The organism is Pseudomonas hydrolytica (assembly GCF_021495345.1).
Taxonomy (GTDB): domain Bacteria; phylum Pseudomonadota; class Gammaproteobacteria; order Pseudomonadales; family Pseudomonadaceae; genus Aquipseudomonas; species Aquipseudomonas hydrolytica.
This window is the reverse complement of record NZ_CP099397.1, coordinates 2773718-2796070: the sequence shown is the minus strand read 5'-3', so window position 1 is coordinate 2796070 and position 22353 is coordinate 2773718. Positions and strand designations below refer to the sequence as shown.

Below are 22353 nucleotides of genomic sequence, written 5' to 3'. Positions count from 1 at the left end.
CTCTGACTCGCCTCTATCCGATATAGGGTGTCGCGTTAGAGTAGCCCCGACTCAGCTGAGATGGTTGTGAATTAGCTGGCGTTGCAGCGCGGGCAGCTCCTGCACCGAGCTTGCCGTAAGGGTGAGCTGTTCTCCCTTGGGCCATGCCAGTTGGGCGTGTGGGCCGTCGAGTTGCAGGCGTGCTGCACGGGCCCGCATATCGTCATTGGTGTGCAGGAGCTGCAGGCTGGTTACGGACTGCTCGGTGACCCACAGCCATTCACGGATAGGCTTCGGTGCATCGGGCTGTCGCTTGGCGGAGCCGATCTCGACCAGATAGCCTTGCGGCGATGAGAATATGCGGGTGACGTCGTAGTGCATGGCGATGGGGCGGCTTCCAGGGAAGCGGCGGATTCTGCCAGATATGCGAGCCTTGTTCATCGCGGGCACCTCAATGAGCCTTGGTCAGGGTGGCCCAGTCCAGTGGAAGAGGGGTAATGCCGCGCGCCCGGTCGATGTTCTCGGCGATCTTGAGCGCGGCGTCGAGTTCGCTGATGCCATGCTGCTGCATGAGCTGGTAGCGCTCGGCTTTTTCTTCCGGTTCAGTTTGTGCCAACGCCAGGTACAGACTGGGTGGCACGACGCGGAACAGCAGTTCCATGCTGCGCGACAGCAGCACGCCTTCTGAGAATTTGCCGGACTCCTTGCGTGCGGAGAGCATCAATGCCTTCTGCGCGGGCGTGAGTTCGCGGAACTTGGCGATCTTCTCCACCTCGTCCGGCGGCATGCTGAGGCAGAGCCACCATTCCATCATCGCCAGCATCGGTTCGGCCGCTTTCGGCAGGTCGTCCAGATTCTGCGTCGCGAGCCAGAACCAGGCCCCCAATTTTCTCCACATTTTCGTAATTTTCAGGACATAGGGCGCGAGTAAGGGATTGCGCGTGATGATGTGCCCCTCGTCCGTGACATTGACGATGGGCCGGCCAAGGAACTGGTCACGCTCAGCGATACTGTTGACGGCGTTGATCAACGAGATATAGGCGATCGACAGCTGTGCGTTGTAGCCCTCCCTGGCGTAGGTGGCGAGATCCACGATGGTGATGTCGGCTTCCGGCCAGGGCGTACCGGGTCGGTCGAACATCTCGCCGTCTGCGCCCTGACAGAACATATCCATCGCATCGGCCATTTCCAGCAGCCGGACGCGGCGAACCTCGGGCAGGGTGGTGTCGCGGCCACGCTCGCGCAGCGCATTGCGTATGTCGCGGGTGAGTACCGTGCGCTGCTCGGCGACGCAGCGTTGCGCCGAATCGAGGATGCACTGGCGAATCAGGCTGCGGTCGGCGCGCGTCATGCGCGCTTCCTCCTTGTCTTCGCCGCCGGTGATCATCAGGCGGGCGGTGATCTCCAGTTCGCCGAGCACGTCGCGCTGTTCGTCGCCATCGGCAGCCGCGTCGTCTTCGTCCAGCGCGTCGGCGTCGAGCGTCTGTACCTGGCTGGGCGTTTCCACCAGCCGGTGCGCATCGGCGAACGGCGCGAGGCTGACGCCCGCGCCCGGGGCGAGCTTCACGCGATGCACGGTGAGTCCGAGGCGCGCGGCGAAGTCGCCGTACAGGCCGAAGCTGTTCCCTGCCTCGACGATGAACAACCTGGGGCGGTAGATCGCGGTGACCTGGTTGAGCAGGTTGTTGAGCGTGGCCGACTTGCCCGAGCCAGTCGGGCCGACGAGGAACAGGTGGGCGTTCATTTGCCTGTCGCGGCGGTTGAGCGGGTCGAAGGTGATCGGCCCACCGCCACGATTGAACAAGGTGATGCCTGGATGGCCAGTGCCTTGGCTGCGGCCCCACAGTGGGGCCAGATTGGCCGAGTGCTGGGCGAACATCAGTTGGGTGTACCACTGGCGTTTGTCTTTCGCCGGGTCGTAGACGCAGGGTAACCAGCGCAGGTAGGTATTGAGGGGGGCGACTTCATCTTCTTCGCGTACCGGCTGCAGGCCGGCACCGAGTAGCACGTTGCCGAGCTGCAGGCCGCGCGCGTCCAGCTCGGCCTCGTCGCGGCCGCGCAGGTAAAAAGTGAGCGCGCTGCGGTACAGCTTGTGGGCGCTGCCGATCAAACTGCGGGCCTGCTGTACATCGGCGCGGGCCTGTTCCGAGGCCAACGTGTCGCCCACGGCTTTGCGACCGAGGTGATTCAGGTGCGCTTCGAGCACATCCTGCGGGGTAATGACCAGGGTGAGGCACATCACTGTGTCCTCGGGCATCTGATCCATCAAGGCGTTGATCGCGTCGCCCTTGCGTGTTTCGCCGGTGACATGGCCCGTCGAGGGTGGGCTGCGCAGGCGGTCGACGGCGATGGCGCGGTGCGGCATGCCATCGAAATACCACTGGCCCAGGGCGGCATCCGAACGTGGCTGGCCGAAGAACAGCCGTTGCGCAAAATCGCTGCCGCTGGCCAGCTCGATCTCGCCGGGCTCCTGTTCGTCTAGGTAGCGGGTCAGGGCATAGAAGCGTTCCCGGTCTTCGGCGCTGTTGCCGAGCAGGGTCGGGTGGGGATTGAACCAGCGCAACAGCCAACCGTGGATCTCCGCCGCGCCGAGACGCCGGGCGCGCACACCGGCATGGGCCAGGCCGCCGGCGAGACGGTCGCAGACCCGGTTGAGCGCTTGCTCGGGCGATTGGCCACGGCGCTGTGGTGCCTGGCCGACACGGCGGTAGACGACCAGCCGGGTGCGCCGGGTCTGCCCGCGCCAGGGCAGGCGGGTGACGGTGCTGTCCTCGAACAGGCCACCCGGCTTGGCGATGGCCTGCAGGTGGTGACCGAAGAAGCGCAGGTAGAACTCAGTGAACGCGCTGCCCTGGGCGCGGGGCTGGACGTAGTGGCGCAGCTCATCGAGGTAGCGATCCCAGTTGGTGTCGTCCTGAGCGTAGAGCTGCACGACCCAGGGGTTATCCTCGAGTTCGTCGAAGGCATCCTGCAGCACGTTTTCCAGGGTGTCGCGAACCTGCAGCAGCCAGGCGGGTTCGCGTCCTTCCGTGCCTACCGGGAGCAGCTCGTAGAAGGCCGCCACCGAGGTGCCGTCATCGAGCAGCATGCACTGCGACTGGGGCAGGTACTCGGCCCACGGCAGCAAGTCGGTGAACGAGGGGGCGGCATCGTAGAGCGCCTGCTCGTCGGCCTGGGTGGCTGGCCGCCGCGAGGTGCGCGTGGTGCCGGGTTCGGCAATGCTGTTGGCGTGCAACTCGGCGACGTGTCGCGCCCAGGTGTCCGCTGGTGGCGCGGGTTCCTCGGCCTGGGGCCGGCGCTTGAGCAGGGGCCAGGCCATCAGTAGTCCTCCACCCGTTCACCCGGCAGCGCGTATTGCACCCGCTGGTACAGGGGAAACAGCGTGGTGTAGCCGGGCACCGGCACCGGGTCACTGCCGGCGAGGTGCGGGAACACGTACATCAGCAGATCGGGATTGGGCAGCCTGTGGAACTGCCGATAGATTTCGTTCTGTGCTGTGCGGGTGTAGCGGGCCTGCATGCCAGGCGTGGCGTGTACATCGGCCCCGGTCAGCGGCCGGCGTAGGGCCTGGCGCGCATCGAGCAGTTGCTGGGCAGTGCCGCCGCCGGTCTCGACGTTCCAGATGTCGAGCATCGTGACGTCATCGTGCGGCAGCAGTTTTTCCTTGCTTGTCGTGCAGCCGCCGAGCGTGAGCACGACGGCCAGCAACGCCAGGCCATCAGTCCAGATCTTGCGCATAGGAACTTCCTCCGAGGCGGTGATCGACGCGGCGACCGGCCGGGTCGTAGTCGATGGTCAGGGGGTGTTCGAGGTGTACCGCAACGCGCGCCCCCGGCTTGACGTAGACGGCGGCGAACGCCTGCCCGTACAACTTGTTGACCCAGGCGGACATGTCCTGCACGCCTCCGGCGAGGATGCGGCCCATGGCTTCGTTCGCGTCGATGCCGACGGTGCCGATGGAGCCGTCGCTGCTCATGTAGGAGACTTGGCCGCTATCGCTGTCGATCAACGAAGCGACGCCTGCGCCGGCAGCGGTGATCAGGGCCTGCGAGCCCAAATACTGCTGTGCATTGCTGCGCCGTTGGCCTGATACACAGGGGATGCCATACGGGTCGCTGATCCAACCCAGGCCGTCCTGTGTGTTGTTGCCGCTGTTGCTCTGGCGATTGCCGCCGCGTTCGTCATCTTTCGGGATGGTGCGGATGGTGCCGTCCTCGAACACGAACGTGACCGAACGGATCTGCCCGCGCACGCAGGAGAGGGTCCAGTCGCCCGATGCCGTGCCGCTGACGACTGCACCGGCCACGTCTGGAATATCGATGCCGTTCGCTGTGAGGTTGTCCCGCCCGATCAGGACTTTGAATGGGTACGGGTCGCTGACGGTGCCATCGATCGGCACGCGGCCGATCAGTGCCGTCATGGAGATCGAGCCCATCAAGGTCGAGTTGGTCGGCACGGTATAGACGGCTGTAGTCTCTGGCACACCCGCCGCGCGGCGGCCGGCGTCGACGGCGGAGCTGGCGGTGGTTTCGAGCGTCTTCTGCGTCGGTGCGAAGCTGGTGGGAAAACTGAAGCTGGCGGTACTGCCGGAACTGCGCTGCTTGCCGTCGTCGCGCCGATCCTCCGGTTCGACCCAGCGCAGGGTGTCGCTGCTCAGGCTGTCGCCTGGTTCCAGGCCCAGGCCGACTGGTAGGTCGGTAGGATCATCCTTGCCAATGCTATCGAGCCGCTGCTGCAGTTGTTGCAGCAGACCCTGGGTTTGCTGCCGCTCGCTGCTGACCTGCTGCCGGTCCTGCTGCAACTGGTTGCGTTCGCTTTCGAGCGCACTCTGGATACGCTGGTCGATGGCACCTTCGCGTTGCCGCAGCCGCTGGTTCTCTTCGCGCTGGACCTTGTTGTCGCTCAGCGCGGTTTGCAACTCGGTGCGCAGCTGGCGAACCTGAGCGACCAGCGTCGCCACGGTGTCGCGTGGGGTGTCGCCTTCGATGCCGAGCGCTTTGGCTTCATCGGGCGTGAGCCGGGCAGCTGCTTCCGGTGCGTTGGGCGCGTCGTCACCGCCGGAGAACAGCTTGATGCCGACGAACACCAGCAGCAGCGCCAGGGGGATCATCAGCCACTTGAGCAAGCCATTACTGTGCATCGCGGCCTCCGTCGTGTCGCGGTACGGGCAGGTTGAGGGAGGCATCGACAGGCGCGATGGTCGGCAGCAGGGCCTGCGCCAGCCCGTGTCCACGGGTGACGAGGTAGACGACGGTGGTGTCGTCCGGCGTGCCGTTCGGCCCGAGCGTCGAATGCTGGAAGGTCGCGGTGAGGAAGTGGCCTTGCAGCGCTCGCGGGTCCAGGTCGAGCCAATGCGTGGCGCTGTTGCGCAGGCGCACGGCACTGACCCAGAGGTCGTCCAGACGCCAGGCTGCGAGTGCCTGGGCCTGTACCGGCAGCGTCGGCAGCAGGCTGTCCAGCGGCAGGTCGCGGCGCAGGGTGGCGCGCATGACGCCTGGCACGGGTTCGACGGTGCGCAGCGGTGCGTAGAGGTTCTGTGCCGCGTAGCGGGTCAGGATCACCGGCTGCGGTGTCGCTCGCACGGGCGGAGTCGCTGCGGCACCGCCGTCATCTGCATCGGTTTGAGTGGCGGATGATGTGGCTTCGATGATACGCACCGGCTCCAGGGGCGGCTGTCCGTCCTGGGCTGGTTCGGCGGCGATGTCGAGTAGAATCACAGTGCCGGTATCGGCGTCCTGCAATTGCAGGCGGGTCGGTTCGATCGGCTCGTTTGCCAGCAGGTAGATGGCGCCGGCAGCGCTCTGCACGCGCAGGCGGTTGCCGATCGATGCGGGCACACCGACGCGCACGTTTCGATCCACGAAGACGATGCGCTCTTGGCCGACCACCAGCGGCACGGCCAGTGGCAGGCGCTCCCAGCGCAGGAGCTCGGTGGCTTGGGTGGTGTTGAACAGGAGCAGCGCGAACGCCGCGGCGGCCAGTGGCAAGAGGCGGTTCATGGCGTGTCTTCCGAAGAAGGGGCGGGCGTGGCCGCCGGATCGACAGGGGAGGCAATGCGCTGCGGTGCGCCTTCGTAGCAGTCGATGGCGAGCCCGAACGGGTTGCGCTGTGGGTCGACGTCGATGCGCAGGACCTTGAGCGGGTAGCGCACCAGGGCGCGCTTGACTTGCTCCGATGCGTAGTACTCGTCCGCCGTGACGTCGAGGTTCACGACCCATTCGCGGTTGGAGACCGTGCGCACGCGCAGCGTGGGGTTGTCGCCATAACCTCGCCCGGGAATCTCGTAGATGCCGCGCACACGGCGCCGCAACTCGCCGGCATTGCGGCGGTACTCGTAGTCCTGCTGCAGGAACGCCTGGCAGGCGGGCGTGAGGTAGGGCGACAGGGCGTGCAGGTTGCGTGGGTAGTCGTCGTCGCCATTACTGGGCCAGCGCTGCAACTGCTGCCAGACATAGAACGTGAAGGCGTAAACGCTTTCGGGCGGCACGTCCCACCATTTGCGCGTACTGCCTGAACGCAGGTCTGGTGGCACATGAATCGTCAGGTCGCGCGGTGCGCTCCACCAGCCGACACCCATTACCAAGGCCAGCATGACCAGTACGCAGGCCCCGATTCGCAGCGTCCGGACATGGGCCTGCAGGTGGGCGACTTCGTTCTTGAACCGGCTCACGGCGCCTTGCTCCTGCGCGTGGTCCAGTAACCGGAGCGAATCACCAGCGTATGGCCATCGGTGAACGGTGCGAGCTGTGGCAGATGGGTCGCGACCCACCACTGCAACTGGCGGTACAGCCAGGTTTCGGGTCTGCCGCGCTTGAGCCGGCGCAGAGCACCGCCACCGATGAAAATGCCAGCGGTGACCGCCAGCAGGATGGTCGTGGGGACGATGGCGATCGTCGCGAACATGATGGCCAGCGGAATGCCGCTCGCGAGGCCGATCACGCCCGACGTACCGGCGCAGACCCAGAGTTCATTCGCGGTCAGCCCACGGACGACGACCGGGTGACGGTTGAGACGGTGGGGCAGGAACGCCACCGTCCCATCCGGGCGGATGTCTTCAACCATGTTGGCGTTCCTCGGTTCAGAGAACGCCAATGGCTTCGGTCAGCAGCCAGATGCCAACGACAAGGAGGATCGCGCCGACTGCCACGGTCAGGCCGAACTGGCCCCAGGTCGAGCGACCGATGTGGATCTCCGCATAGCGGGTGTACGCGTGGTAACACACCCCGACGAACATGGACGCGACCACCAATAAGGCGATCAGCATCACGATGTCGTAACCGTAGTTCTGCAGTGTTTGCATGATCCCCGTGCCAGTGCCGCGCGACGGGTTTTCCAGGGTGGGCAAGGCGGCCTGGGCGAAAGGTGAGAGCACGCCGAACATTGGCAGTGCAGCCAGGCTAGTGAAGTGCTGGGGGCGGACGATGCGGGAGAGCGGCTTCATCATGGCGACCTCTTACGAGAGCAGGAAGAAGGTCAGCACCAGGTACAGCACGACGAAGCGCACCACGACGACCAAGAACTGACGTTGGGAAAGCTGTTCCTCCGCCCAGCCGACGTAGGCGCTGCGTATCGCCCAGGCACCCCACACGAGCAGCACGGCGAAAACCGCACCGAGCAGTACGATCGAGACGTCGGAGGGGAGGACGCCGCTGTTGGCCTGGAACGCGGTGGTCTGCGCGGAGTTCATGGCGCGACCTGTGGTTCGAGGAGCGGGGCGGCAGGCTGGCGGTAGTCACCGAGCAGCACGGCGGGGTCGCGCGGTTGCGCGCGGGTTGGAGTCAGGTAGTCGCGGATGCCGGCGCGTACGCGGTCGAGGTCGGCGCTCAGGCGTGCGTAGTCGAAGTGGTAGCGGGCGCGTCCTTCGTGCGGGTGGGTAGCGTGTTGCGAGATGAGCCGCTCGATGCTGTCGAGTTGGCGCAGTGCGGCCGCAAGGCGGGCGTGCTCGGGCGTCGTGTCGTCGGCGCTGGCATGGCCTGAAAGAACCAGGCCGAGCAGCAGTGGGGCCAGGGCCTGCGCGTAGTGCCTATTGGCTGGTGGAAGAAGGAGCATCGACATTTACCAATCCGCGATTTGCGAGGAATGGCGAGATGCTCCCGAGATGCCTGTGGTGGTGCCTTAAACAATGGGAACCTAAGCGTGACCGATTTCCTTGACGGCTATTGCGCTCGGCGGTTAGGAATTGGGTGGTTTATCGAACGGCCTGCTGGCCTGTGATCAGCGCGGAAAGGTAAGAGGGGACTGTGGATGCGTATGGGCGGAAAGCACGTTCGGGAATTGACCTGGTTGAAGGGGTTTTCCGCCGGCGATTAGAGGAGCAGCAAGAAGCTCGCAGCGAGCGTTTCGAGAATGTCATGGCGCTGGCCAGGGAGGTGGCGACTGTCGACCCATTGGGGTTGTCCAGTATGGTTCGTTTGATCGCGGGGCCCTTGCAGGCACGCACCTTGACGTCCGCCGCGCACCGTCCCCAGCATGGGGTAAGGAGCGCTTATGACCTGTCCGACTTCATCGGTTCGATGCTCGTGGAGGTGACCCCGGAGGGGGGGACCGCCGCCAATGTGGTTGGCGATTCGCAGCCTGAGCGTTATCGCTTGTACCTGGGAAGAGACCCTATCCTTCCGATCCCCTGGTCACGACCTCGGTTGATGAACGCCATCGCCAACATCGGCCATGCGCGCCGTATGGGGCAATGGCGTGCTGACTTCAACCACCAGGTTGAACTGCTGCTGCCGTTCGGCCTTGCTTTGGTGCATGGCGGCAACCACTCGCTGGCTGCTGGGATTGCCAATGCCGAGGGCTCGGTCGTGACCAGGACGGTGACAGACCTTTCACCGCTTTACGCCCATGTGCGTTATGACGGCATGAGCATGGTCAGGACTCATGATGCCTGCCGCCTATGGGAACCCGTCGACGAAGAGCTTGGCATCCTGTTCGAGATCGGGCGCTTGATGGTGGAGCATGGGGTGCGCTATGACGCACAGGTGGCTGTCGAAGAGGATGAGGGCGAGGCGGGGAACGAGCGGTTTCCCATCTGCTACCGTGTTTTCTTCGATGGCCAGGACACGGGATATTCACTTTCCAGCAGTGGTGCGACGCGCGCGTTGTTACGGGCCGGCTTCGCCGCCGGCGGCGCGGAAGCGCGCGCGATCGTCGTCGAGGGCGCGGAGTTCGTTCACCGCAATCAGGCCGGCCAGCCGGTGCGCGTGGTGCTTGAGCACTATGGGCGGCGGCCGCTGGTCGATGATCTGGATCGGGTCACGCTCGTTCTCCCGGGTGGGGACGATTGAGGAACTTCCGCTGGAGATGGTTTTTCGCGCAGACCTAAAGGTACTTCTTGAAGCTGCCCGCAGTGATGTTCACCGCCAGGCCGAGAAGAGCCGCGCTCGGCAGCAGTACCAGCAGCGGATGCACGCTGATCGGCAGGGTGAGGTAGATGATCCACGGCAGTACCGCCAATGGCATCAGGCTCGCCTTGGCGCGGTGGTAGATGAAACCCGACTCCCGGCCCGCACCGAACTTGCGAATGTCGCGCCGCACCAGACCATCGACCATGCCGACGAAGGCTGCCAGCAGAAACAGCGGCAGCGTCAGCACCAGGACCAGCAGCCGAACCATGAACGTCAGAATCGTGAATGCGGCGGCGATCAGGTAGTTCTCGCTCCAGGCGTAGACTTGGCTGATGTAGAAACGGATGTCTCGTGCATCTCCATGGCTGGGCGCTCGCGAGCGCGCCGATGCCTGACTCATCCAGTCGAGCAGGCCGGTTTTCACGAAAATCCATTCGTAAGCGCCTTCGACAATCTGGTGCGCGGTGCGGCCCGGCTCCTGTACCACCGCGCTACGGGTGAAGTGCGTGGAAAGGTGGTTCAGCTCGTAGTCGAGCATGCCCTGGGCGTGACGCCAGCCCTGGTCGGGCCAGAACAGGTGCATGCCGACGCACTCGATGATGATCGACAGCAGCAGCGAGCCGATCAGTACGGCGAGCATGCGCAGTGGCAGGGTGATGATGCTGGCGAGCAAGCCTTGCTGACGGGTCTGCGCGCGCTGGGTGGTGGCGGCCGGGTCCCTCATGGCCGATCCTCAGCGTTGCTTGTCTCGCTGGCGGCAAGGTGGCGGAAACCATCGAGCAGGTCGTCGGGCAGCGGCTGATCCTGCAGGCCGGGAATGCCCTGGTTCTCCCACCACTCGCCGGCTTCGGCATAGTGCTGGCGCATGTAGCCCGCAAGCTGCTGCAGATCCTCGGGCATGATTTCGTCAGGATCGGGCGCGGGCAGCGGCATGCGGATTTTCCACAGCTGCCCGCCTTGCAACAGGGCAAAGGCCTGGCCCTTCGGCAGACCGACCACATGTGCAGGCTCGATCATCGGCACGCTTGCGGTACTGATGCGATCCTGCGCATTGGACGTGAAGTCCGTCGCCCCGTGAATATCGGAGCTGTCGGTGGCACCGCTGACCAGGGTGGTCGTGTACACATCTACTTTCGGCAGTTGCCGGGTGAGCAGCTCGGCGGTCGCGGTTTCGCGCACCCTCAACATGAACAAGTTATTGAAATTCCCGATCACCTGCGATGCTTTCGCGCGGTTGCCGATACGGGCCTCAATGTCGGAGAGCGTCTGGGTATATGCCGTGATCTGGACTCCGGCCCCCCCGCCCTTGTTGACGAGTGGCACGAATTCGGCCCCCATCAACTCGTTGAACTCGTCGGCATGAACATTGATCGGGACTCTTGCTCCAGCCATCGCGCCGGGCAGCCCGTCATCAATGCCGAATTTGTAAATGTGACCGGCAATCGATACCAAATCAGAAAACATCGAGTTGCCGACGGCGGCCGCCACTTCTGCATCCGACAGGGCATCGAGGCCGATATAGACCACGGCTCTTTTGCGGACGACTTGCATCCAATCGAAGATGGGCCTGGGGTCGTTCAGGTCGGAGTAGTTCGGTGCGAGCAGCTGTGCGGTTTTGCCGGTGGTGAGCTTTTCCAGCAATGGCAAAAGGCTCGCGACGATCTTGTCGAAGTACGTCCGGTCGTATCTGACGGCGCTACGCAGGCCGTCGAGCACCGGGTCGTAGGTGCGCACCTGTGAGAGGTATTGCTCCAGCGCGACCACGCGCTTTTCCCGGCCCAGCATGTGGCGGGGGATGTTCTTGTCGTTCAGCCTGCCCTCCAGCTGGACGATGATTTCCCACGCCTTCGGCTCGGTGCGGGCGAAATAGTGGGCGGCGTATTCGAGGAACAGCGCGTCGATGTTGACGACGTGCCGCTGAATCAGCAGGTAGTCCGGGCGCTGGCCCAACTCGACCAGGGCACGGGCAATGATGTTGACGAACCTCCACGCGAACTCCCTGAAGGCCGCACTGTTGCCTTCACCGGAGAGCTGCCCCGCAATGCGTGTGGCCACCTCGCTGATCCGCCCGAACCTTCCCACGGCGTTGTAGCGTGCGCTGAAGCCCGGCCAGCCCAGATGGAAGACGTAGAACTCGCGTTCGCGCCCGGCGCGTTTGGCTTCCACGTACATGCGCTTGAGCAGGTCGGCGTCGCCTTTCGGATCGAACACGATCACCACTTCGTGCTCTCCCGCCGCGTTGCGCCGCCGAATGTCCTGGGTCACGAACAGCTCGGCGAGCCTGGTCTTACCGACCCGTGTCGCGCCCAGGACAAGCGAGTGACCCACCCGCTCGCCAAGCGGCAGGCTGACATCGACTTCGTTCGGTTCGATACCGTGCAGCCGGGGCAGGCCACCGACTGGAGGTAACGGTCGCAGCGGGTTGATCGGAATGTCCCAGGCGGTGAGCCTGGCCAGCTTCGACAGTGGAAACGGTGCGAACTCCAGCCGCTCTTCCAGGCGGCGCGCCAGCAGGTAGGCCGGTGTGGGTTCGACATAGCGGCGAAATTCGGGCCTGAACGTCTGCGTCAGGCGGTGGGTGTGCCGCTGTTCCCAGCGAAAGCCTCGGCCGATGAACAGCCGGTGCTGGCTGACGGGCACGTTACGGCTGGTCATCACGTAGCGCGGCAATCGGCGGATGTTGCGCCGATAGCGCAGGACGACCAGGGCATCACGCAGGCGGATCGCACCGAAGGTGGCGAAGGCCAGGGCGCTGCCCAGGCCAATCATTGGGCTCAGCGCGAGCGACCAGGGTGCCGCCAGGGACAGGAACGCGGCGGCGGCGCAGACCGCCACGGTGTACAGCTCCACGGCTGGCCGTAACAGCACCTCGATCGCGTGGGGCTGGGCCATGGCCGGCGTTTCACTGCTCGATGCCGGTTGCCGTGATCAGCACCGGGTAGTGACGCAAGCCAATGCGCTCGGCGAGGTCGTCGCCGGCAACAGGTGACAGCGACAGTCCCGGCACCAGCGCGCGCAGCGCGGCCAGGTTCTCGGCCGACGTGACGTTGACGACCAGGCCCACCGCATGGAGCTCGTGCAGGCGCAGTGACCGCTGGCGCAGCCAGGTGTGCGAGCGCTCGTCGTCGCCGACGAGAAAGAACGGCGACAACCCCGGCGCTTCGATCACCCGACGCGCCACATCGCCCGGCGACAGGCGCATCGAGCGTACCGGCAGCATGTCGGCTTCGCTGAACGCTTTGGCTGGCGGACGCGGAATCTCGATGCGTGGCGATGTCACGCCGGCGCGCGGTTGCAGGTTCAGCACTGCGTAGTACGGCAGGGCTGACGTACCGCCATGGTCTGCGACGACGGTCAGCGTGTCGGCCTGGGGGATCATTGGCAGCGACGACAGAAAGAGGCAGGCGGCGAGGGTGGTCATGGATTTCATGGCAGGTTCCTTCGGGAGGTGATTTCCAGTCGGGGCTCGCCGAGCACGCGGGCCAGGTGTTGGCCGACGCTGTGGCGGTAGCGCGCGGCTGGCGCGCCGCCGGCAGGGCGGTGGTAACGGCCGATGGCGAGCAGCCAGTCGTCGCCGGGGGTGTGCTGCTCACGCAGGATTTCGGCGGCGATGGCGAGGTTGCGATAGGGGTCGAGCAGGTCGCAGGGCTGTGCGTAGCGCTGCGTGTGGTAGCCGAGATTGACCTGACCGAGGCCGGCGTCGATGCGCGTGGCAGGTGTGCGCTTGAGTGCCTGGCGCAACCCGGTGCAGGCCTCGGCTCGGGTGGCGTAGTGCTGCGGCTGGCCCGCGACGTTGAGCGTCCATGGCCACGGCACCAGGCGTCCGCGCAGGTGGATACCGCTCTCTTGCAGCGCCACGGCGTACAGCACCGTCGAGGGAATGCCGGCGCGCTGCGCGGCGACCTGGTAGGCCGGCGGCGGGATTTCCCGCGCCTGAGTGGTATCGGTCAGCACGCAGGCCAACAGCACGAGCGCGGTACGACGCGACATTACGGTTGCCGCTGCCATTGGCCGCCGACCTGGCGCACGACCGCTGGTAGGTCGCCTGGCAGGCCCAGCGACAGCCAGCGGCCCGAGTCGTGATTGAGCGTGACCTGGCCGCTGCGCACCTTGGCCGGGTCAATCCCAATACGCTGCGCCCAGGCGCGGATGCGTGCGTCGTCGGCGCGGCTGTCGACGACGTAGATGTCGAACTCCATGCCCGTCGCCTGCAGCCGCAGGGTGGTCTGATCGCATGCCGCGCAGGCGTCGTTGACGAATACGGCGATCCGTTCGTTCCCTGCCGGCGTGGCCGGCGAGAATGCCGGGCCGGCATCGGGGAGGATGACCCGCGGCATGTTGGCGTGGAGCCGCTGCCAGGCGTCGTCGTAGGCCCGTTGGTAAGCGAGTAATTTCTCGACACGGTGCGCTTCGGCCTGGACCTGCAGCTCCGCATAGCGCTGCCGTTCCTGCTCGGAACGCGCCTCGATGCCCAACGCGGTGAGCGGATCGATATTGGGCGAGTAGATTCCCAGCGGCCCTTGCATCAGTGCCCGGTAGCGCACCCATTCCTTGCTGCTTAGCCCCCAGTCCCGCGCGTGTTGCTCGTCGGTGCGCTCGATGGCCATAGGCCGCTCGTGGCTGGGCGTGTTGTCGGCGGTGCGGGTTTCCGCGCCCTGGGCAAGGTTGCTGGTCAGCAGGACGATCAGTGCGGGGGCGATATGGCGCTGCTTCATCTGCCCCTCCTACTGCGCGGGAACGGGCAGGCGACGGATGTCGTCGCCGTGGCGGAACACGGCCGTGCGCCCTTCGATGGTTTCGAGATGCCAGTCGGCTTCGGTCTCGCCGGGGCGCAGCAGGCGAACCTGCGAGAGCGCGCCCGAGGCGGCTGGCAGAATCGACAGGAAGCGCTCGCCGGCGCGCAGCTCTGCAGCGATCACCCGGAATGGCGGCTCGATGATCTTCGGTGTGGTGGGGGCGGCTGCCCGAGGACGGGGCGGGGGCGTTGGCGCCGGGCGAGGTGTGCTGAGCCGCATTTCCAGCTGCTCGATGCGGGCTTGCAGCGGCAGCAGGTTGTCCGCTGTCGGGCGGCTGCCGAGTGCCTGCTCGATGGCGTTCAGTCGTTGCTCCAACGCCTGGCGCTCGACTTCGTAGCGTGCCTGGGGCAGGGCGTCCGGTTGCTGCTGGGCTTGCTCGACCTGCTGGATCAGTTCGGCCAGACGCTTTTCCAGCACGGCGACCTGCAGGCCGGGTGTGTTGGTTTCGACCTGTGCTGCCAGCCCCGACAGCGCGACGTGATCGATCACGACGGCGGCGCTGATGAGCAACAACCAGGTGATGGTGGCGGCGCGCAGTAGCGTGCCGTGCCGGTGTTGCCCACTGCCTGGCATCGTCGTCATGGCTGCGACTCCCCGACGGCACTGGGCGCTGTATCCGGCGCGTCGGCAGGTGTGTCAAAGGGCTGGATGAAGCAAATGCGGCGTGCGCTGTGGTCGACGTGCAGCGTCCGCGCCGGCCCAGCCAGGGTCAGCAGGGCGTCGCGCAGCTGCAGCGGGCCAAGGTGATAGTGCGCGGCCGGCAACGGGAGGCTGCCCAGCGTGTCGGTTTCACGTCCGTTGCACAGCTGGTAGCCAGAACGCTGCAACACATGGCGCAGCGCGTCGGCGACGTTGGCGTTGAGGGTGTCGGGAATGGATACGTCGACCACCTGCAGCAGTAGATCCTGCTGGGCGGCCGTCGGGGCGAGCTCGACCAGGGTGTAGCGGCCGTAGCGGGCGACCGGGATGTACTCCGGCGCTGGAGCTGTAACCTCATCGGGAGCGGGAGCGGGAGCGGGAGGGGGCGATGGAGGCGTTGCACAGCCGGCCGCGAGTGCGGCCAACAGCAGGCAACTGCAGTAGGAACGGATGGCGTGCATGGCTCGGCTCTCGGCAAGGTCGAGCCGAGACCATCGCCATTGCGCGAGGCCATATCAGCAAACAAAGGGAATCTCTGTGATGCCGATTCTTGTGGACGAATTACGCCTCACGACTGCTTGGTGATCAGGGCCGTCCGAGGTGAATATATGGCGGGTGAGGCGGTAAACTGCCGCTGTCAATTGACGTAAGCGATTTCATGACTCTTACAGATGCTACGCTCGCGCTGCTGTTGGCCGCGCGAATACATGGAACTGACGCTGCCGTGAGAGCGACGGCGAAGCGTTGTGTGAAGTTGCTGCCGCGGAGTAAGCGCGATCTGATCTACAAGGTGGTCGATAGCCAGAGCCCGCTTGAACTGGTGAGTTTCTTGGCGCAGGGGTTGGAACTGTGATCACTGCGGGAACGTAGAGGAAAAAGAAAAGCCGGCAGCCCGAAGGACCGCCGGCATGGGTGCATGGATCAGGCTGCAACGAGTTGCCGTGCCAAAGCCACTTCTACCGAGTCGCCATCCTGGTTCAGAACCTCGAGCCCGGATTCGGGCACGTCTCCCGACGTGCTCTGCGACACCATGATCTTTCTGGCCATCAGCGCCAGGCAGGTCATCTGCGAGGTGGCGGCGTAGCCCAGGTAGATCACCTTGACCGCCAGCTTCTGGCCGATGCGCCAGGAGCGGCGTGCGGCTTGTTGAAGCGAATACACGTTGTAGCCCGACTGCATGAAGACAATCGTGGGGAACTCCAGCAAATCCAAGCCGGTTTTCACCAATTCGGGATTGGTAATGAGTACGTCGATACCGCGATCCAGCTGCTCGGCGATCCAGTCCTCGCGGCGAGAGGCATCCACGCTTGCACGCAGTACCGCCACCTTGAAACCTTCCTGCTCCAGCAGCATCTTCAACCGTGAGGTCGTATCGCGTGTGCCGGTGTAGACGCTGTAGACCAGGGTCTTGCGACCTTCCGCCTTCTCCTGCCTGCAGATCTCGATCAGCTCGCGCTCCTTGGGCATCACTTCCAGTTCGTTGAACTGGGAAGCGACGAACGCCAGCAGCTCGCGCGTGCGCGGATGCGTGACGGTCTCCGCCCGGAAGCACGTATCCGGCCAGGCCAGCAGCACATTGAGAACCACGCCCAGCAACGTCGTGTCGCGTCTCGCCAGGGCCTGTTTCAGTTCCTGGCTCAGCCGCGCCGACAGGTTGCGGTAGGCGGAGGCCTGCTCGTCATCCATGGCGACCTCGCGGAATTCCTCGTCGTAAGGCGGCAGCACGTTGCCACCGATGTCCTTCAGCTTGAGGAACACGGTGAACGGCAAGACGCAGCGCAGCACGCCTTTAGGACCGAAACCGGGTGCCTTGACCGTGCGCACCGATATCTTGCTGCCCTTGGCGGTCTTGTGCGCCGTGCCCGTGCTCTCGGAGTAGATGTCCTTGAGCACGCCGTGATCGCGCATGAATGCCATCGCAGCCGACGTCATGCTGCCGCTCTTGGAAGGCCGGTAGCCGTCTTCGATCATCCTCCCAGGCAAGGCGCGGAACAGCAGGTAGAACAAGTCGTCGCCATAACCGCCCATCAGCGTGCCGGTGAGCAGCAAGGTCTTGCGCGACTTCGCCGCCAGTACGCCCATGGCCTGGCCTTGGGCGCTGCCGCCGTTCTTGTACTCGTGCGCTTCGTCTGCGATGAGCAGGCCGAACGTGCCTTGCGGCAGGTAGCGTTTGATGAATTCGGACGGCTGGTAGCCGCCCTCGCCGAAGCCGAACTCCATACTTGCCATTGCCCGTTCCATCCGGTGGGCTTGCCGATCCGAGAAGACCAGTTCGCCGTTGCCATCCATCAGGTTGATGAACTCGTGGATGTTGTCGCCGAGCATCGACGCGAGGAACGCATCACCGAACTTCTGCATCAGCTTCTGCGCGGTGACTTCACCAATGGTGGGAATACGTTTCAGCGCTTTGAGCACGGCAGAGGACTGGTCGCTGGCGGACAGGCTCCTTGGACGAATCAGCGTCCACAGCGACGTGGCGCACTGGCTGCACTTGCGGCGGTATTCCTCGGCTTCGAGCTCGATCGGATTGATCGGTTCGCCGTCCAGGTCGGTGATGACCTGGCCGCAGTCAGGACATGCACCCACTTCGCCGTGACGAGTGCGGTGCCGGGTGAAGACCGGCTTCCAGTGAAAACCCAGTCGCATGCGCACGCGGCCCAGGACGAAGAACTCCTGGCCCTGTGGCGATACGCCCAACTGCTCGCGCAGCTTCAGCAGCTTGACCAGCGTGTCCGGTCCGTTGAGCACCCAGACCTTGGCACCGGCAACCGTCTCCTGAATTTCCCGCCGCCACTTGTAGACAAGATGCGGCGGCGAGAGCACCAGGGTGCGGCGATAGCCTTCGGCATTGAGCACGGCGGCGGTGGCAATGCCCACCGTCGTCTTGCCGCAGCCCATCTCGCCATTGACGATCGCCGCGCGCTCTCCACGGTCGACCAACAGCTCGGCGACGGCATGGACCACATCGGCTTGCGCCGCGAACAACTGCCGCTTGAGGCTGGCGACGACGATTTGCCGATGCACCTGTGCCTGGCCGGCGTAGACCGGCGGGTTGGCGCGGTTGAGAGAGTCGAGCAGTTCGTCGCCGAATTCGGATACGAAGTCCTGCAGGCTGAGCGAAAGGGGCGATTCCTCGGCTTCGAGCAGGTCGCCCTGCACGACGGTATCGGGGATGGTTTCAAGATCGAGGGACATGGTGATGCTCCATGGAGTATGGGGCGTGCACCTCCCCAAGGGGCGGTGACATGCCCCGTGGGATGAGAGAAATCGGTGACGGCCGAATCAGCGCTCGGACGCCAGCACGATATGGGTTGCGCTGCGGTCTGCTTCGGTGAAGATGCAGATGCTCAGTTCACGATGAACCGTGTAGGAGGACTCGAGTCGATCACCGGATTGCAGGGCGGCGTTGTTCGCTTGCCACTGCGCGTCGGTGATGTCCCCCCAATCGCCACGGCTATGGCGCTGGAAGTACGGCAGAGGATCGAGGCGGCCTTCCCGCATCACGCGGTCGATGCCGGGGCTGAAAATCAATGCGCCTATCGCAAACAGCAAGGAACGGCGGTCGCCGGTTGGAGGTTGGGGTGCCATGGGTGTGCTCCTTTCGTGGAGTGCTCAGGGCTTGGCTCCCTCGGGGGCCATGCCCCGATTGGGTGGGTGAAGACGATTGCGTGCCGTCAGACCAGGTGGCTTTCCTCGGGCAGTTGAACGACGGTTGTGCGATGGTCATCGCTGGTGATCACGAGCAGAAACAGGTGTGGCGTGATCCGGTAGCGAGAACGTATGGGCGCATCCTGATCGAGAGCCACTGCGTTGGCCTGCTGCTCGGCCTCGCCGACGTCGCCCCAGTCTCCAGCCAGATGGCGTTGGACGTAGGGCAGGGGGTCGATAAGGCTTTTGCTGGCCAGCCAGTACACCTTCTCGCTCAACTGCAACGAGCCTAGGGCGAACAACGGTTGTGCCTGCGGCGCAGGCCGCTTGCGGAAACGTGGAAACATGGCGTTGCTCCTTTTGTGGGATGAAAACAGCAGGGCGGCGAACCGCCCGGTGGGGATCAGTGGATGGTGATGATTCGGCCCAGCGTTGCCGAGCCTGGGGAGAGGTCCCAGGCGCGAATCACCGGCACGAACTTGTCCGTGAGAATGCGTGTTTCGGCGATGGAACCATCGTCGCGCTCGCGGTATTCCGTGCTGGTGCTTTTCTGCTTGTGGGTGTCGCCCTTGACGGCCAGGATTCGACCGCTCTTGGACTGCACGACACCAGAGATCGCGCCGGCCGCGAGGGCCAGTGCCAGGTGCCAGTGGGACAAGGCGCGCGCCGGAGCACGCAAGGACTGCTGCGCGGCACCGAGATGGGTCTCGAACGACGGCCACAGGCCCTGCAGGCGCTGCACTTCCTCGGCGAACTGCGCCGGCTCCATGCTGATGCGATAGAAGTGCTCGGGCTCGCTCAGTGCAGCGGGGACGACATAGGGGAGTAGCGGCCACTCGGCTGGAAGTTCTTCCGCGTCGAGTTCGCCTTGCCCGATTTGCAGCAGCCGGGTGCGGATGGATTTCACGTCGTCGCCCACCAGCTCGCGCTGGCGGGTTCGGCGGCCGAACACGACAACCTGCTTGAACTGCGTATCTACCGCTCGGTGGATGCACAGGTCGGCGAAGTGCCGTGTGAGCCAGCCGACCAGTTCCTGGTCGAGCACGTAGGAGGGCACGATGAAGACGAGGATGCCGTCGTACTGCAGCAGCGGCAGGGTCTTCTGGTAGAACAGCTTTTCCAGCCTGGCGCGGCCTCTGCCCTCGTAGCCCATGTTGCCGTTGGCGTCTCTGGCGAGATCGCCGTAGGGCGGGTTGAGCCACAGCAGGCCGAAGCTCTGCCGCGCGATAAACGCATCCATCAAGTCACCTTGGATGCAGTGATCGACCAGCAGCCGCGCATGGTTGGCGCGTTCCTGGTCGTACTCCACCGCATAGGCGGTGATCTGATCACGCCCGAGGGCATGCGCGGCTTCCGCAATGGCGACGCCTTCGCCGGCGCAAGGGTCGAGAATGCACATCGGCCCATTGCTGGGGGTCAGTGCGCTGAGCGCTCTTTCAAGGGTGGACTCGTCGGTCGGGTAGTAGCCGTTCTTGGCGAAATTCCTTGCGAGCCTGGGGAACATAAGAGCCATGGGAGTCTCCTGATTGGCGTGGATGAAGGAAGGCGGACGCGCGCGGGGCGCGTCCGCTGCAGGTGCATCAGGCCACGGCTTCCAACGGCAGGTCGGTGGTTGCCGACTGCCGTGGTGCGTAGGCGGTGAGTACGCCATCGCGGATCAGTTCGCCCAGCGCTTCGGTCAGCGCTGGAACGTCCAGCCCCAGGCGTAATCCGCGTAGCGGCCCGAGAGCCACCGGCAGGTCCTGGAGCATGTTGTGATCGCGCAGCAGCGCCAGTACGGGGGCCTGCCAGTGATCCAGCAATGGGAGTGGGCAGGTGTCCCTGACCAGTTGCCACAGGCGTGGCATTGGATCGGTTACCGAGCACGGCAGCAGCGCCAGGGCGCTGGACGTGCCCTTGTCGGGCCGTATGCAGCGCTGGTCGAACAGCCAGAGGTTGACCATCGAGCCGAACAGCGTGCGGCGGTAGGAGCGGGTCAGGCGTTTTTCCAGACGCTCGACCGTGCCAATGAAGATGGGGACGGAGCCACCTTGCTCAGTGATGAGGTGGAAGTGGTCCAGCCCATCCTCGTCGCGGGCCAGGGTCAACCGGGCCAGGAACTGCTGGATAGCGGTGTCCCGCGCCCAGACCGAGATAAAGATCAGGTTTCCCTGTTCGTCGCGGATGCAGGCGTCGGCCATCAGGTCGGCGCACTCGTCGATGCGATACAGCGTTGCGGGCGATGAAGGTACAGGCATGGTGATGTCCTCGATGAAAGGAGGAGCAGCACCACCCGCAAGGGCAGTGGCTGCCCCGTCAGGGATGAAAGACCGCGGATCAGGTGATCGATCCGCACGGACGCTCAGAACGCCAGTTCGGTGAACGAACCGTCGGGCTGATGCTTGGCGATGCGGTTGCCGGTATTGTTTTCGAGGTCACGCTGAACCTCGGTGAACAGGCTTTCCGGCACTAGGATCTGAAAATGACGCAGGACTTCTCGGTAGTAGTCCAGGTCATGGTTGAACGGATTGCGCTCGTGCAGGTTGCTGTACAAGTAGTCGTCGTCTTCGACCCGCGCTGCATCGTCGATCAGCTCGGGGGGCTTCTTGATGATCAGGAAGAAGTGCTTCATCGGTCGATCCCAGCCGAGTATGACGGTGATGGGAAATCCCTTGTGAACGGTGTCGAAGCGGTGCTGACTCATGGTGAAGCTCCTCGCTTGAAATCGCCGGATGCTTCCCCATCGGGGTCGCCCCGGCGGGTGATGAAATGCCGCGTGAGCAGCTATGGAGCCAAGCGCCAGTCCTCAGTACGAACCGCAACCGGCCGGGCAACAATCCAGCGCTATCCCGTGCCTGCAATAGCCGTTTTCAGCATTCCAGTTCAGGGTCTCTTCCCTCTCGGCAAGTGTGGCGTAGCCCCATTCCTCGATGGCGATATGCAGAGCCCATGAGCGCTGGTGTTCGGGCAACTGATCAACGTGAGTATCAATCGCTGCACTGAACCGTTCGACGTAGTAGTCGTGAGACTGTCCGCAACCATGTCTGGCTTGTGCGGCTGCCGTCTCGCAGATTTTCTGCCACGCTGGTTCATCAAGTGCGGGGCGGGTATTCCCGATGGGTTGTGAGGGGGTATTGCTGGTGGTGGTTGACATGCTGGAGTCCTCCAGAAAAACCAGAGCCCTCCCCGCGTAGGGGAAGGAACCCCGGCGGGTAGATGAAACACCGCGAGTGCGGCGATGATGATCACGCAGCTTGTTGGTCAGGCTGCTGGTTCCATTGCTGTGACTTGAAGTCGAGCGCGTAGCCCAGTACACCCAGGCGTGCGATCTGCAGGCGCAGCGTGCGGCGGTCGATGGTCGAGTCCAGTTTTACCGACTCGCCCAGCGGCCACAGCAGGCCGAACAATGCAGCATCGTCGCTGTCGGTACTGCCGGAGGCAGTGGCCGTGGTATCGCCCAATGGAGCAGTTGTCGATGCCAGCACGGGGGCTGGCGCTGGGTTCGGTGCGGCAGTGGGTGCTGCCAGCGGTTGCGAGCTCAGCTCTTCATCGAGCGGATCAACGTCTTGGGAGGCAAAGCCACGTGCTTCGTCGCGACTCAGCTTGTCGATGCCCGAAAGAGTCATGCCATCCAGGCTGGCGCGAATCTCGAAGCGCATGCCGCCGCCAGTCGGATAGGCCTTCGGGTAGATGTAGCGGATGACGAATTCCCCGTCGTATTTACCTTCGGGGTATTGCTCCAGTTCCGCGTCTTTCACCTCGAACACACCGAGGTGCGTAGTGAGGCGACCAACCGTGAACGGGCCGTTGCGGCCGCGGATCGTGCGCAGGGTGAGCTGGCCTGGAACGATGATGGGTGAGGCTGCCTGGGGAGCGACCGTGGAATCCATGGTGTTTCTCCTTGTGCGGATAGGATGACGAGAGGCGGCCACCTGGTCGGAACCAGGTGGCGTGCCAGAGCGGAATAG

The 22353-nt window shown here is 64.4% G+C and carries 27 protein-coding genes; 2 read left to right on the top strand and 25 right to left on the bottom strand.

Features of this window, described 5'->3' with window-relative positions:
• Positions 1-51 precede the first annotated feature (51 nt).
• The 10 genes from L1F06_RS12985 to L1F06_RS12940 form a co-directional block, all read right to left on the bottom strand.
• The gene (locus L1F06_RS12985) at positions 52-420 is read right to left on the bottom strand and encodes a hypothetical protein (RefSeq protein WP_244268103.1); all 369 of its coding nucleotides are present in this window, start codon (positions 418-420) and stop codon (positions 52-54) included.
• 10 nt (positions 421-430) lie between these two features.
• On the bottom strand, positions 431-3298 hold the full coding sequence (locus L1F06_RS12980) for a conjugative transfer ATPase (protein WP_065985212.1): 2868 nt from the start codon (positions 3296-3298) through the stop codon (positions 431-433).
• The gene (locus L1F06_RS12975) at positions 3298-3717 is read right to left on the bottom strand and encodes a TIGR03751 family conjugal transfer lipoprotein (protein WP_065985213.1); all 420 of its coding nucleotides are present in this window, start codon (positions 3715-3717) and stop codon (positions 3298-3300) included. The genes L1F06_RS12980 and L1F06_RS12975 overlap by 1 nt, the downstream gene beginning before the upstream one ends.
• Positions 3698-5119, bottom strand: coding sequence for a TIGR03752 family integrating conjugative element protein (locus L1F06_RS12970; RefSeq protein WP_065985214.1), 1422 nt, complete (start codon positions 5117-5119; stop codon positions 3698-3700). The genes L1F06_RS12975 and L1F06_RS12970 overlap by 20 nt, the downstream gene beginning before the upstream one ends.
• Entirely contained in the window at positions 5109-5978 is an 870-nt protein-coding gene (locus L1F06_RS12965) for a TIGR03749 family integrating conjugative element protein (protein WP_065985215.1), read from the bottom strand. Before L1F06_RS12965 ends, L1F06_RS12970 begins: the two co-directional genes overlap by 11 nt.
• Positions 5975-6649 carry a PFL_4703 family integrating conjugative element protein gene (locus L1F06_RS12960; RefSeq protein ID WP_065985216.1) on the bottom strand — a complete coding sequence of 225 codons (675 nt, stop codon included), beginning with the start codon at positions 6647-6649 and terminating at the stop codon, positions 5975-5977. Before L1F06_RS12960 ends, L1F06_RS12965 begins: the two co-directional genes overlap by 4 nt.
• Positions 6646-7041, bottom strand: coding sequence for a TIGR03750 family conjugal transfer protein (locus L1F06_RS12955; RefSeq protein WP_065985217.1), 396 nt, complete (start codon positions 7039-7041; stop codon positions 6646-6648). The genes L1F06_RS12960 and L1F06_RS12955 overlap by 4 nt, the downstream gene beginning before the upstream one ends.
• 16 nt (positions 7042-7057) lie before the next feature.
• Positions 7058-7360 (bottom strand): TIGR03745 family integrating conjugative element membrane protein, encoded by a 303-nt coding sequence (locus L1F06_RS12950; RefSeq protein WP_244268119.1) that lies wholly within the window; start codon positions 7358-7360, stop codon positions 7058-7060.
• Positions 7361-7432: 72 nt separating this feature from the next.
• On the bottom strand, positions 7433-7666 hold the full coding sequence (locus L1F06_RS12945; RefSeq protein WP_065985218.1) for a TIGR03758 family integrating conjugative element protein: 234 nt from the start codon (positions 7664-7666) through the stop codon (positions 7433-7435).
• Positions 7663-8034: an integrative conjugative element protein, RAQPRD family gene (locus L1F06_RS12940; protein WP_065985219.1), complete on the bottom strand. Its 372-nt coding sequence runs from the start codon at positions 8032-8034 to the stop codon at positions 7663-7665. Before L1F06_RS12940 ends, L1F06_RS12945 begins: the two co-directional genes overlap by 4 nt.
• Positions 8035-8330: 296 nt before the next feature.
• Between L1F06_RS12940 and L1F06_RS12935 the strand changes: the two genes are divergently transcribed.
• On the top strand, positions 8331-9263 hold the full coding sequence (locus L1F06_RS12935) for a DUF6710 family protein (protein WP_065985220.1): 933 nt from the start codon (positions 8331-8333) through the stop codon (positions 9261-9263).
• A 34-nt stretch (positions 9264-9297) separates the two neighbouring features.
• On the opposite strand, the gene L1F06_RS12930 is transcribed toward L1F06_RS12935, so the two are convergent.
• The 7 genes from L1F06_RS12930 to pilL2 are packed head-to-tail and all read right to left on the bottom strand — an operon-like array spanning position 9298 to position 15219.
• Entirely contained in the window at positions 9298-10047 is a 750-nt protein-coding gene (locus tag L1F06_RS12930; protein ID WP_065985221.1) for a TIGR03747 family integrating conjugative element membrane protein, read from the bottom strand.
• A complete protein-coding gene (gene traD / locus L1F06_RS12925; protein ID WP_065985222.1) occupies positions 10044-12215 on the bottom strand; it encodes a type IV conjugative transfer system coupling protein TraD in 2172 nt (723 codons plus the stop codon). Before traD ends, L1F06_RS12930 begins: the two co-directional genes overlap by 4 nt.
• 10 nt (positions 12216-12225) lie before the next feature.
• Positions 12226-12702 (bottom strand): integrating conjugative element protein, encoded by a 477-nt coding sequence (locus L1F06_RS12920; protein WP_435301319.1) that lies wholly within the window; start codon positions 12700-12702, stop codon positions 12226-12228.
• A 47-nt stretch (positions 12703-12749) separates the two neighbouring features.
• Entirely contained in the window at positions 12750-13313 is a 564-nt protein-coding gene (locus L1F06_RS12915) for a lysozyme family protein (RefSeq protein ID WP_065985224.1), read from the bottom strand.
• On the bottom strand, positions 13313-14038 hold the full coding sequence (locus tag L1F06_RS12910) for a TIGR03759 family integrating conjugative element protein (RefSeq protein WP_065985225.1): 726 nt from the start codon (positions 14036-14038) through the stop codon (positions 13313-13315). The genes L1F06_RS12915 and L1F06_RS12910 overlap by 1 nt, the downstream gene beginning before the upstream one ends.
• A gap of 9 nt (positions 14039-14047) precedes the next feature.
• Positions 14048-14701, bottom strand: coding sequence for a hypothetical protein (locus L1F06_RS12905; RefSeq protein ID WP_065985226.1), 654 nt, complete (start codon positions 14699-14701; stop codon positions 14048-14050).
• Positions 14698-15219 (bottom strand): PFGI-1 class ICE element type IV pilus protein PilL2, encoded by a 522-nt coding sequence (gene pilL2, locus L1F06_RS12900; RefSeq protein WP_129482349.1) that lies wholly within the window; start codon positions 15217-15219, stop codon positions 14698-14700. The genes L1F06_RS12905 and pilL2 overlap by 4 nt, the downstream gene beginning before the upstream one ends.
• A gap of 197 nt (positions 15220-15416) precedes the next feature.
• On the opposite strand from pilL2, the gene L1F06_RS12895 reads away from it, so the two are divergent.
• Complete coding sequence (locus L1F06_RS12895; protein ID WP_065985228.1) at positions 15417-15611, top strand: DUF7740 domain-containing protein; 195 nt, start codon at positions 15417-15419, stop codon at positions 15609-15611.
• A gap of 68 nt (positions 15612-15679) precedes the next feature.
• On the opposite strand, the gene L1F06_RS12890 is transcribed toward L1F06_RS12895, so the two are convergent.
• From L1F06_RS12890 to L1F06_RS12855, 8 genes are all read right to left on the bottom strand, one after another.
• Positions 15680-17953, bottom strand: a complete 2274-nt coding sequence (locus L1F06_RS12890) for a helicase-related protein (RefSeq protein ID WP_129482350.1) — start codon at positions 17951-17953, stop codon at positions 15680-15682.
• Between the two features lie 87 nt (positions 17954-18040).
• A complete protein-coding gene (locus tag L1F06_RS12885; protein ID WP_129482351.1) occupies positions 18041-18346 on the bottom strand; it encodes a hypothetical protein in 306 nt (101 codons plus the stop codon).
• A gap of 86 nt (positions 18347-18432) precedes the next feature.
• Positions 18433-18753 carry a methyltransferase gene (locus L1F06_RS12880; protein ID WP_129482352.1) on the bottom strand — a complete coding sequence of 107 codons (321 nt, stop codon included), beginning with the start codon at positions 18751-18753 and terminating at the stop codon, positions 18433-18435.
• 56 nt (positions 18754-18809) lie between these two features.
• Complete coding sequence (locus L1F06_RS12875) at positions 18810-19919, bottom strand: DUF6094 domain-containing protein (protein WP_129482353.1); 1110 nt, start codon at positions 19917-19919, stop codon at positions 18810-18812.
• 67 nt (positions 19920-19986) lie between these two features.
• Positions 19987-20643, bottom strand: a complete 657-nt coding sequence (locus L1F06_RS12870) for a hypothetical protein (RefSeq protein ID WP_129482354.1) — start codon at positions 20641-20643, stop codon at positions 19987-19989.
• Positions 20644-20747: 104 nt separating this feature from the next.
• Positions 20748-21089, bottom strand: coding sequence for a hypothetical protein (locus L1F06_RS12865; protein WP_129482355.1), 342 nt, complete (start codon positions 21087-21089; stop codon positions 20748-20750).
• A 102-nt stretch (positions 21090-21191) separates the two neighbouring features.
• On the bottom strand, positions 21192-21539 hold the full coding sequence (locus L1F06_RS12860; RefSeq protein ID WP_129482356.1) for a hypothetical protein: 348 nt from the start codon (positions 21537-21539) through the stop codon (positions 21192-21194).
• Between the two features lie 91 nt (positions 21540-21630).
• A complete protein-coding gene (locus L1F06_RS12855) occupies positions 21631-22275 on the bottom strand; it encodes a DUF3275 family protein (protein ID WP_129482357.1) in 645 nt (214 codons plus the stop codon).
• Between the last annotated feature and the right edge of the window lie 78 nt (positions 22276-22353).

Excerpts from the sequence above, each read along its gene's own strand:
- L1F06_RS12885 (WP_129482351.1), bottom strand. The coding sequence starts at position 18,346 with ATGGCACCCCAACCTCCAACCGGCGACCGCCGTTCCTTGCTGTTTGCG.
- L1F06_RS12965 (WP_065985215.1), bottom strand. The coding sequence starts at position 5,978 with ATGAACCGCCTCTTGCCACTGGCCGCCGCGGCGTTCGCGCTGCTCCTG.
- pilL2 (WP_129482349.1), bottom strand. The coding sequence starts at position 15,219 with ATGCACGCCATCCGTTCCTACTGCAGTTGCCTGCTGTTGGCCGCACTC.
- L1F06_RS12880 (WP_129482352.1), bottom strand. The coding sequence starts at position 18,753 with ATGTTTCCACGTTTCCGCAAGCGGCCTGCGCCGCAGGCACAACCGTTG.
- L1F06_RS12940 (WP_065985219.1), bottom strand. The coding sequence starts at position 8,034 with ATGTCGATGCTCCTTCTTCCACCAGCCAATAGGCACTACGCGCAGGCC.
- L1F06_RS12930 (WP_065985221.1), bottom strand. The coding sequence starts at position 10,047 with ATGAGGGACCCGGCCGCCACCACCCAGCGCGCGCAGACCCGTCAGCAA.
- L1F06_RS12950 (WP_244268119.1), bottom strand. The coding sequence starts at position 7,360 with ATGTTCGGCGTGCTCTCACCTTTCGCCCAGGCCGCCTTGCCCACCCTG.
- L1F06_RS12855 (WP_129482357.1), bottom strand. The coding sequence starts at position 22,275 with ATGGATTCCACGGTCGCTCCCCAGGCAGCCTCACCCATCATCGTTCCA.
- L1F06_RS12895 (WP_065985228.1), top strand. The coding sequence starts at position 15,417 with ATGACTCTTACAGATGCTACGCTCGCGCTGCTGTTGGCCGCGCGAATA.
- L1F06_RS12875 (WP_129482353.1), bottom strand. The coding sequence starts at position 19,919 with ATGGCTCTTATGTTCCCCAGGCTCGCAAGGAATTTCGCCAAGAACGGC.
- L1F06_RS12905 (WP_065985226.1), bottom strand. The coding sequence starts at position 14,701 with ATGACGACGATGCCAGGCAGTGGGCAACACCGGCACGGCACGCTACTG.
- L1F06_RS12890 (WP_129482350.1), bottom strand. The coding sequence starts at position 17,953 with ATGTCCCTCGATCTTGAAACCATCCCCGATACCGTCGTGCAGGGCGAC.
- L1F06_RS12955 (WP_065985217.1), bottom strand. The coding sequence starts at position 7,041 with ATGGTTGAAGACATCCGCCCGGATGGGACGGTGGCGTTCCTGCCCCAC.
- L1F06_RS12865 (WP_129482355.1), bottom strand. The coding sequence starts at position 21,089 with ATGAGTCAGCACCGCTTCGACACCGTTCACAAGGGATTTCCCATCACC.
- L1F06_RS12945 (WP_065985218.1), bottom strand. The coding sequence starts at position 7,666 with ATGAACTCCGCGCAGACCACCGCGTTCCAGGCCAACAGCGGCGTCCTC.
- L1F06_RS12920 (WP_435301319.1), bottom strand. The coding sequence starts at position 12,702 with ATGATCCCCCAGGCCGACACGCTGACCGTCGTCGCAGACCATGGCGGT.
- L1F06_RS12985 (WP_244268103.1), bottom strand. The coding sequence starts at position 420 with ATGAACAAGGCTCGCATATCTGGCAGAATCCGCCGCTTCCCTGGAAGC.
- L1F06_RS12860 (WP_129482356.1), bottom strand. The coding sequence starts at position 21,539 with ATGTCAACCACCACCAGCAATACCCCCTCACAACCCATCGGGAATACC.
- L1F06_RS12980 (WP_065985212.1), bottom strand. The coding sequence starts at position 3,298 with ATGGCCTGGCCCCTGCTCAAGCGCCGGCCCCAGGCCGAGGAACCCGCG.
- L1F06_RS12910 (WP_065985225.1), bottom strand. The coding sequence starts at position 14,038 with ATGAAGCAGCGCCATATCGCCCCCGCACTGATCGTCCTGCTGACCAGC.
- traD (WP_065985222.1), bottom strand. The coding sequence starts at position 12,215 with ATGGCCCAGCCCCACGCGATCGAGGTGCTGTTACGGCCAGCCGTGGAG.
- L1F06_RS12870 (WP_129482354.1), bottom strand. The coding sequence starts at position 20,643 with ATGCCTGTACCTTCATCGCCCGCAACGCTGTATCGCATCGACGAGTGC.
- L1F06_RS12970 (WP_065985214.1), bottom strand. The coding sequence starts at position 5,119 with ATGCACAGTAATGGCTTGCTCAAGTGGCTGATGATCCCCCTGGCGCTG.
- L1F06_RS12935 (WP_065985220.1), top strand. The coding sequence starts at position 8,331 with ATGGCGCTGGCCAGGGAGGTGGCGACTGTCGACCCATTGGGGTTGTCC.
- L1F06_RS12975 (WP_065985213.1), bottom strand. The coding sequence starts at position 3,717 with ATGCGCAAGATCTGGACTGATGGCCTGGCGTTGCTGGCCGTCGTGCTC.
- L1F06_RS12915 (WP_065985224.1), bottom strand. The coding sequence starts at position 13,313 with ATGTCGCGTCGTACCGCGCTCGTGCTGTTGGCCTGCGTGCTGACCGAT.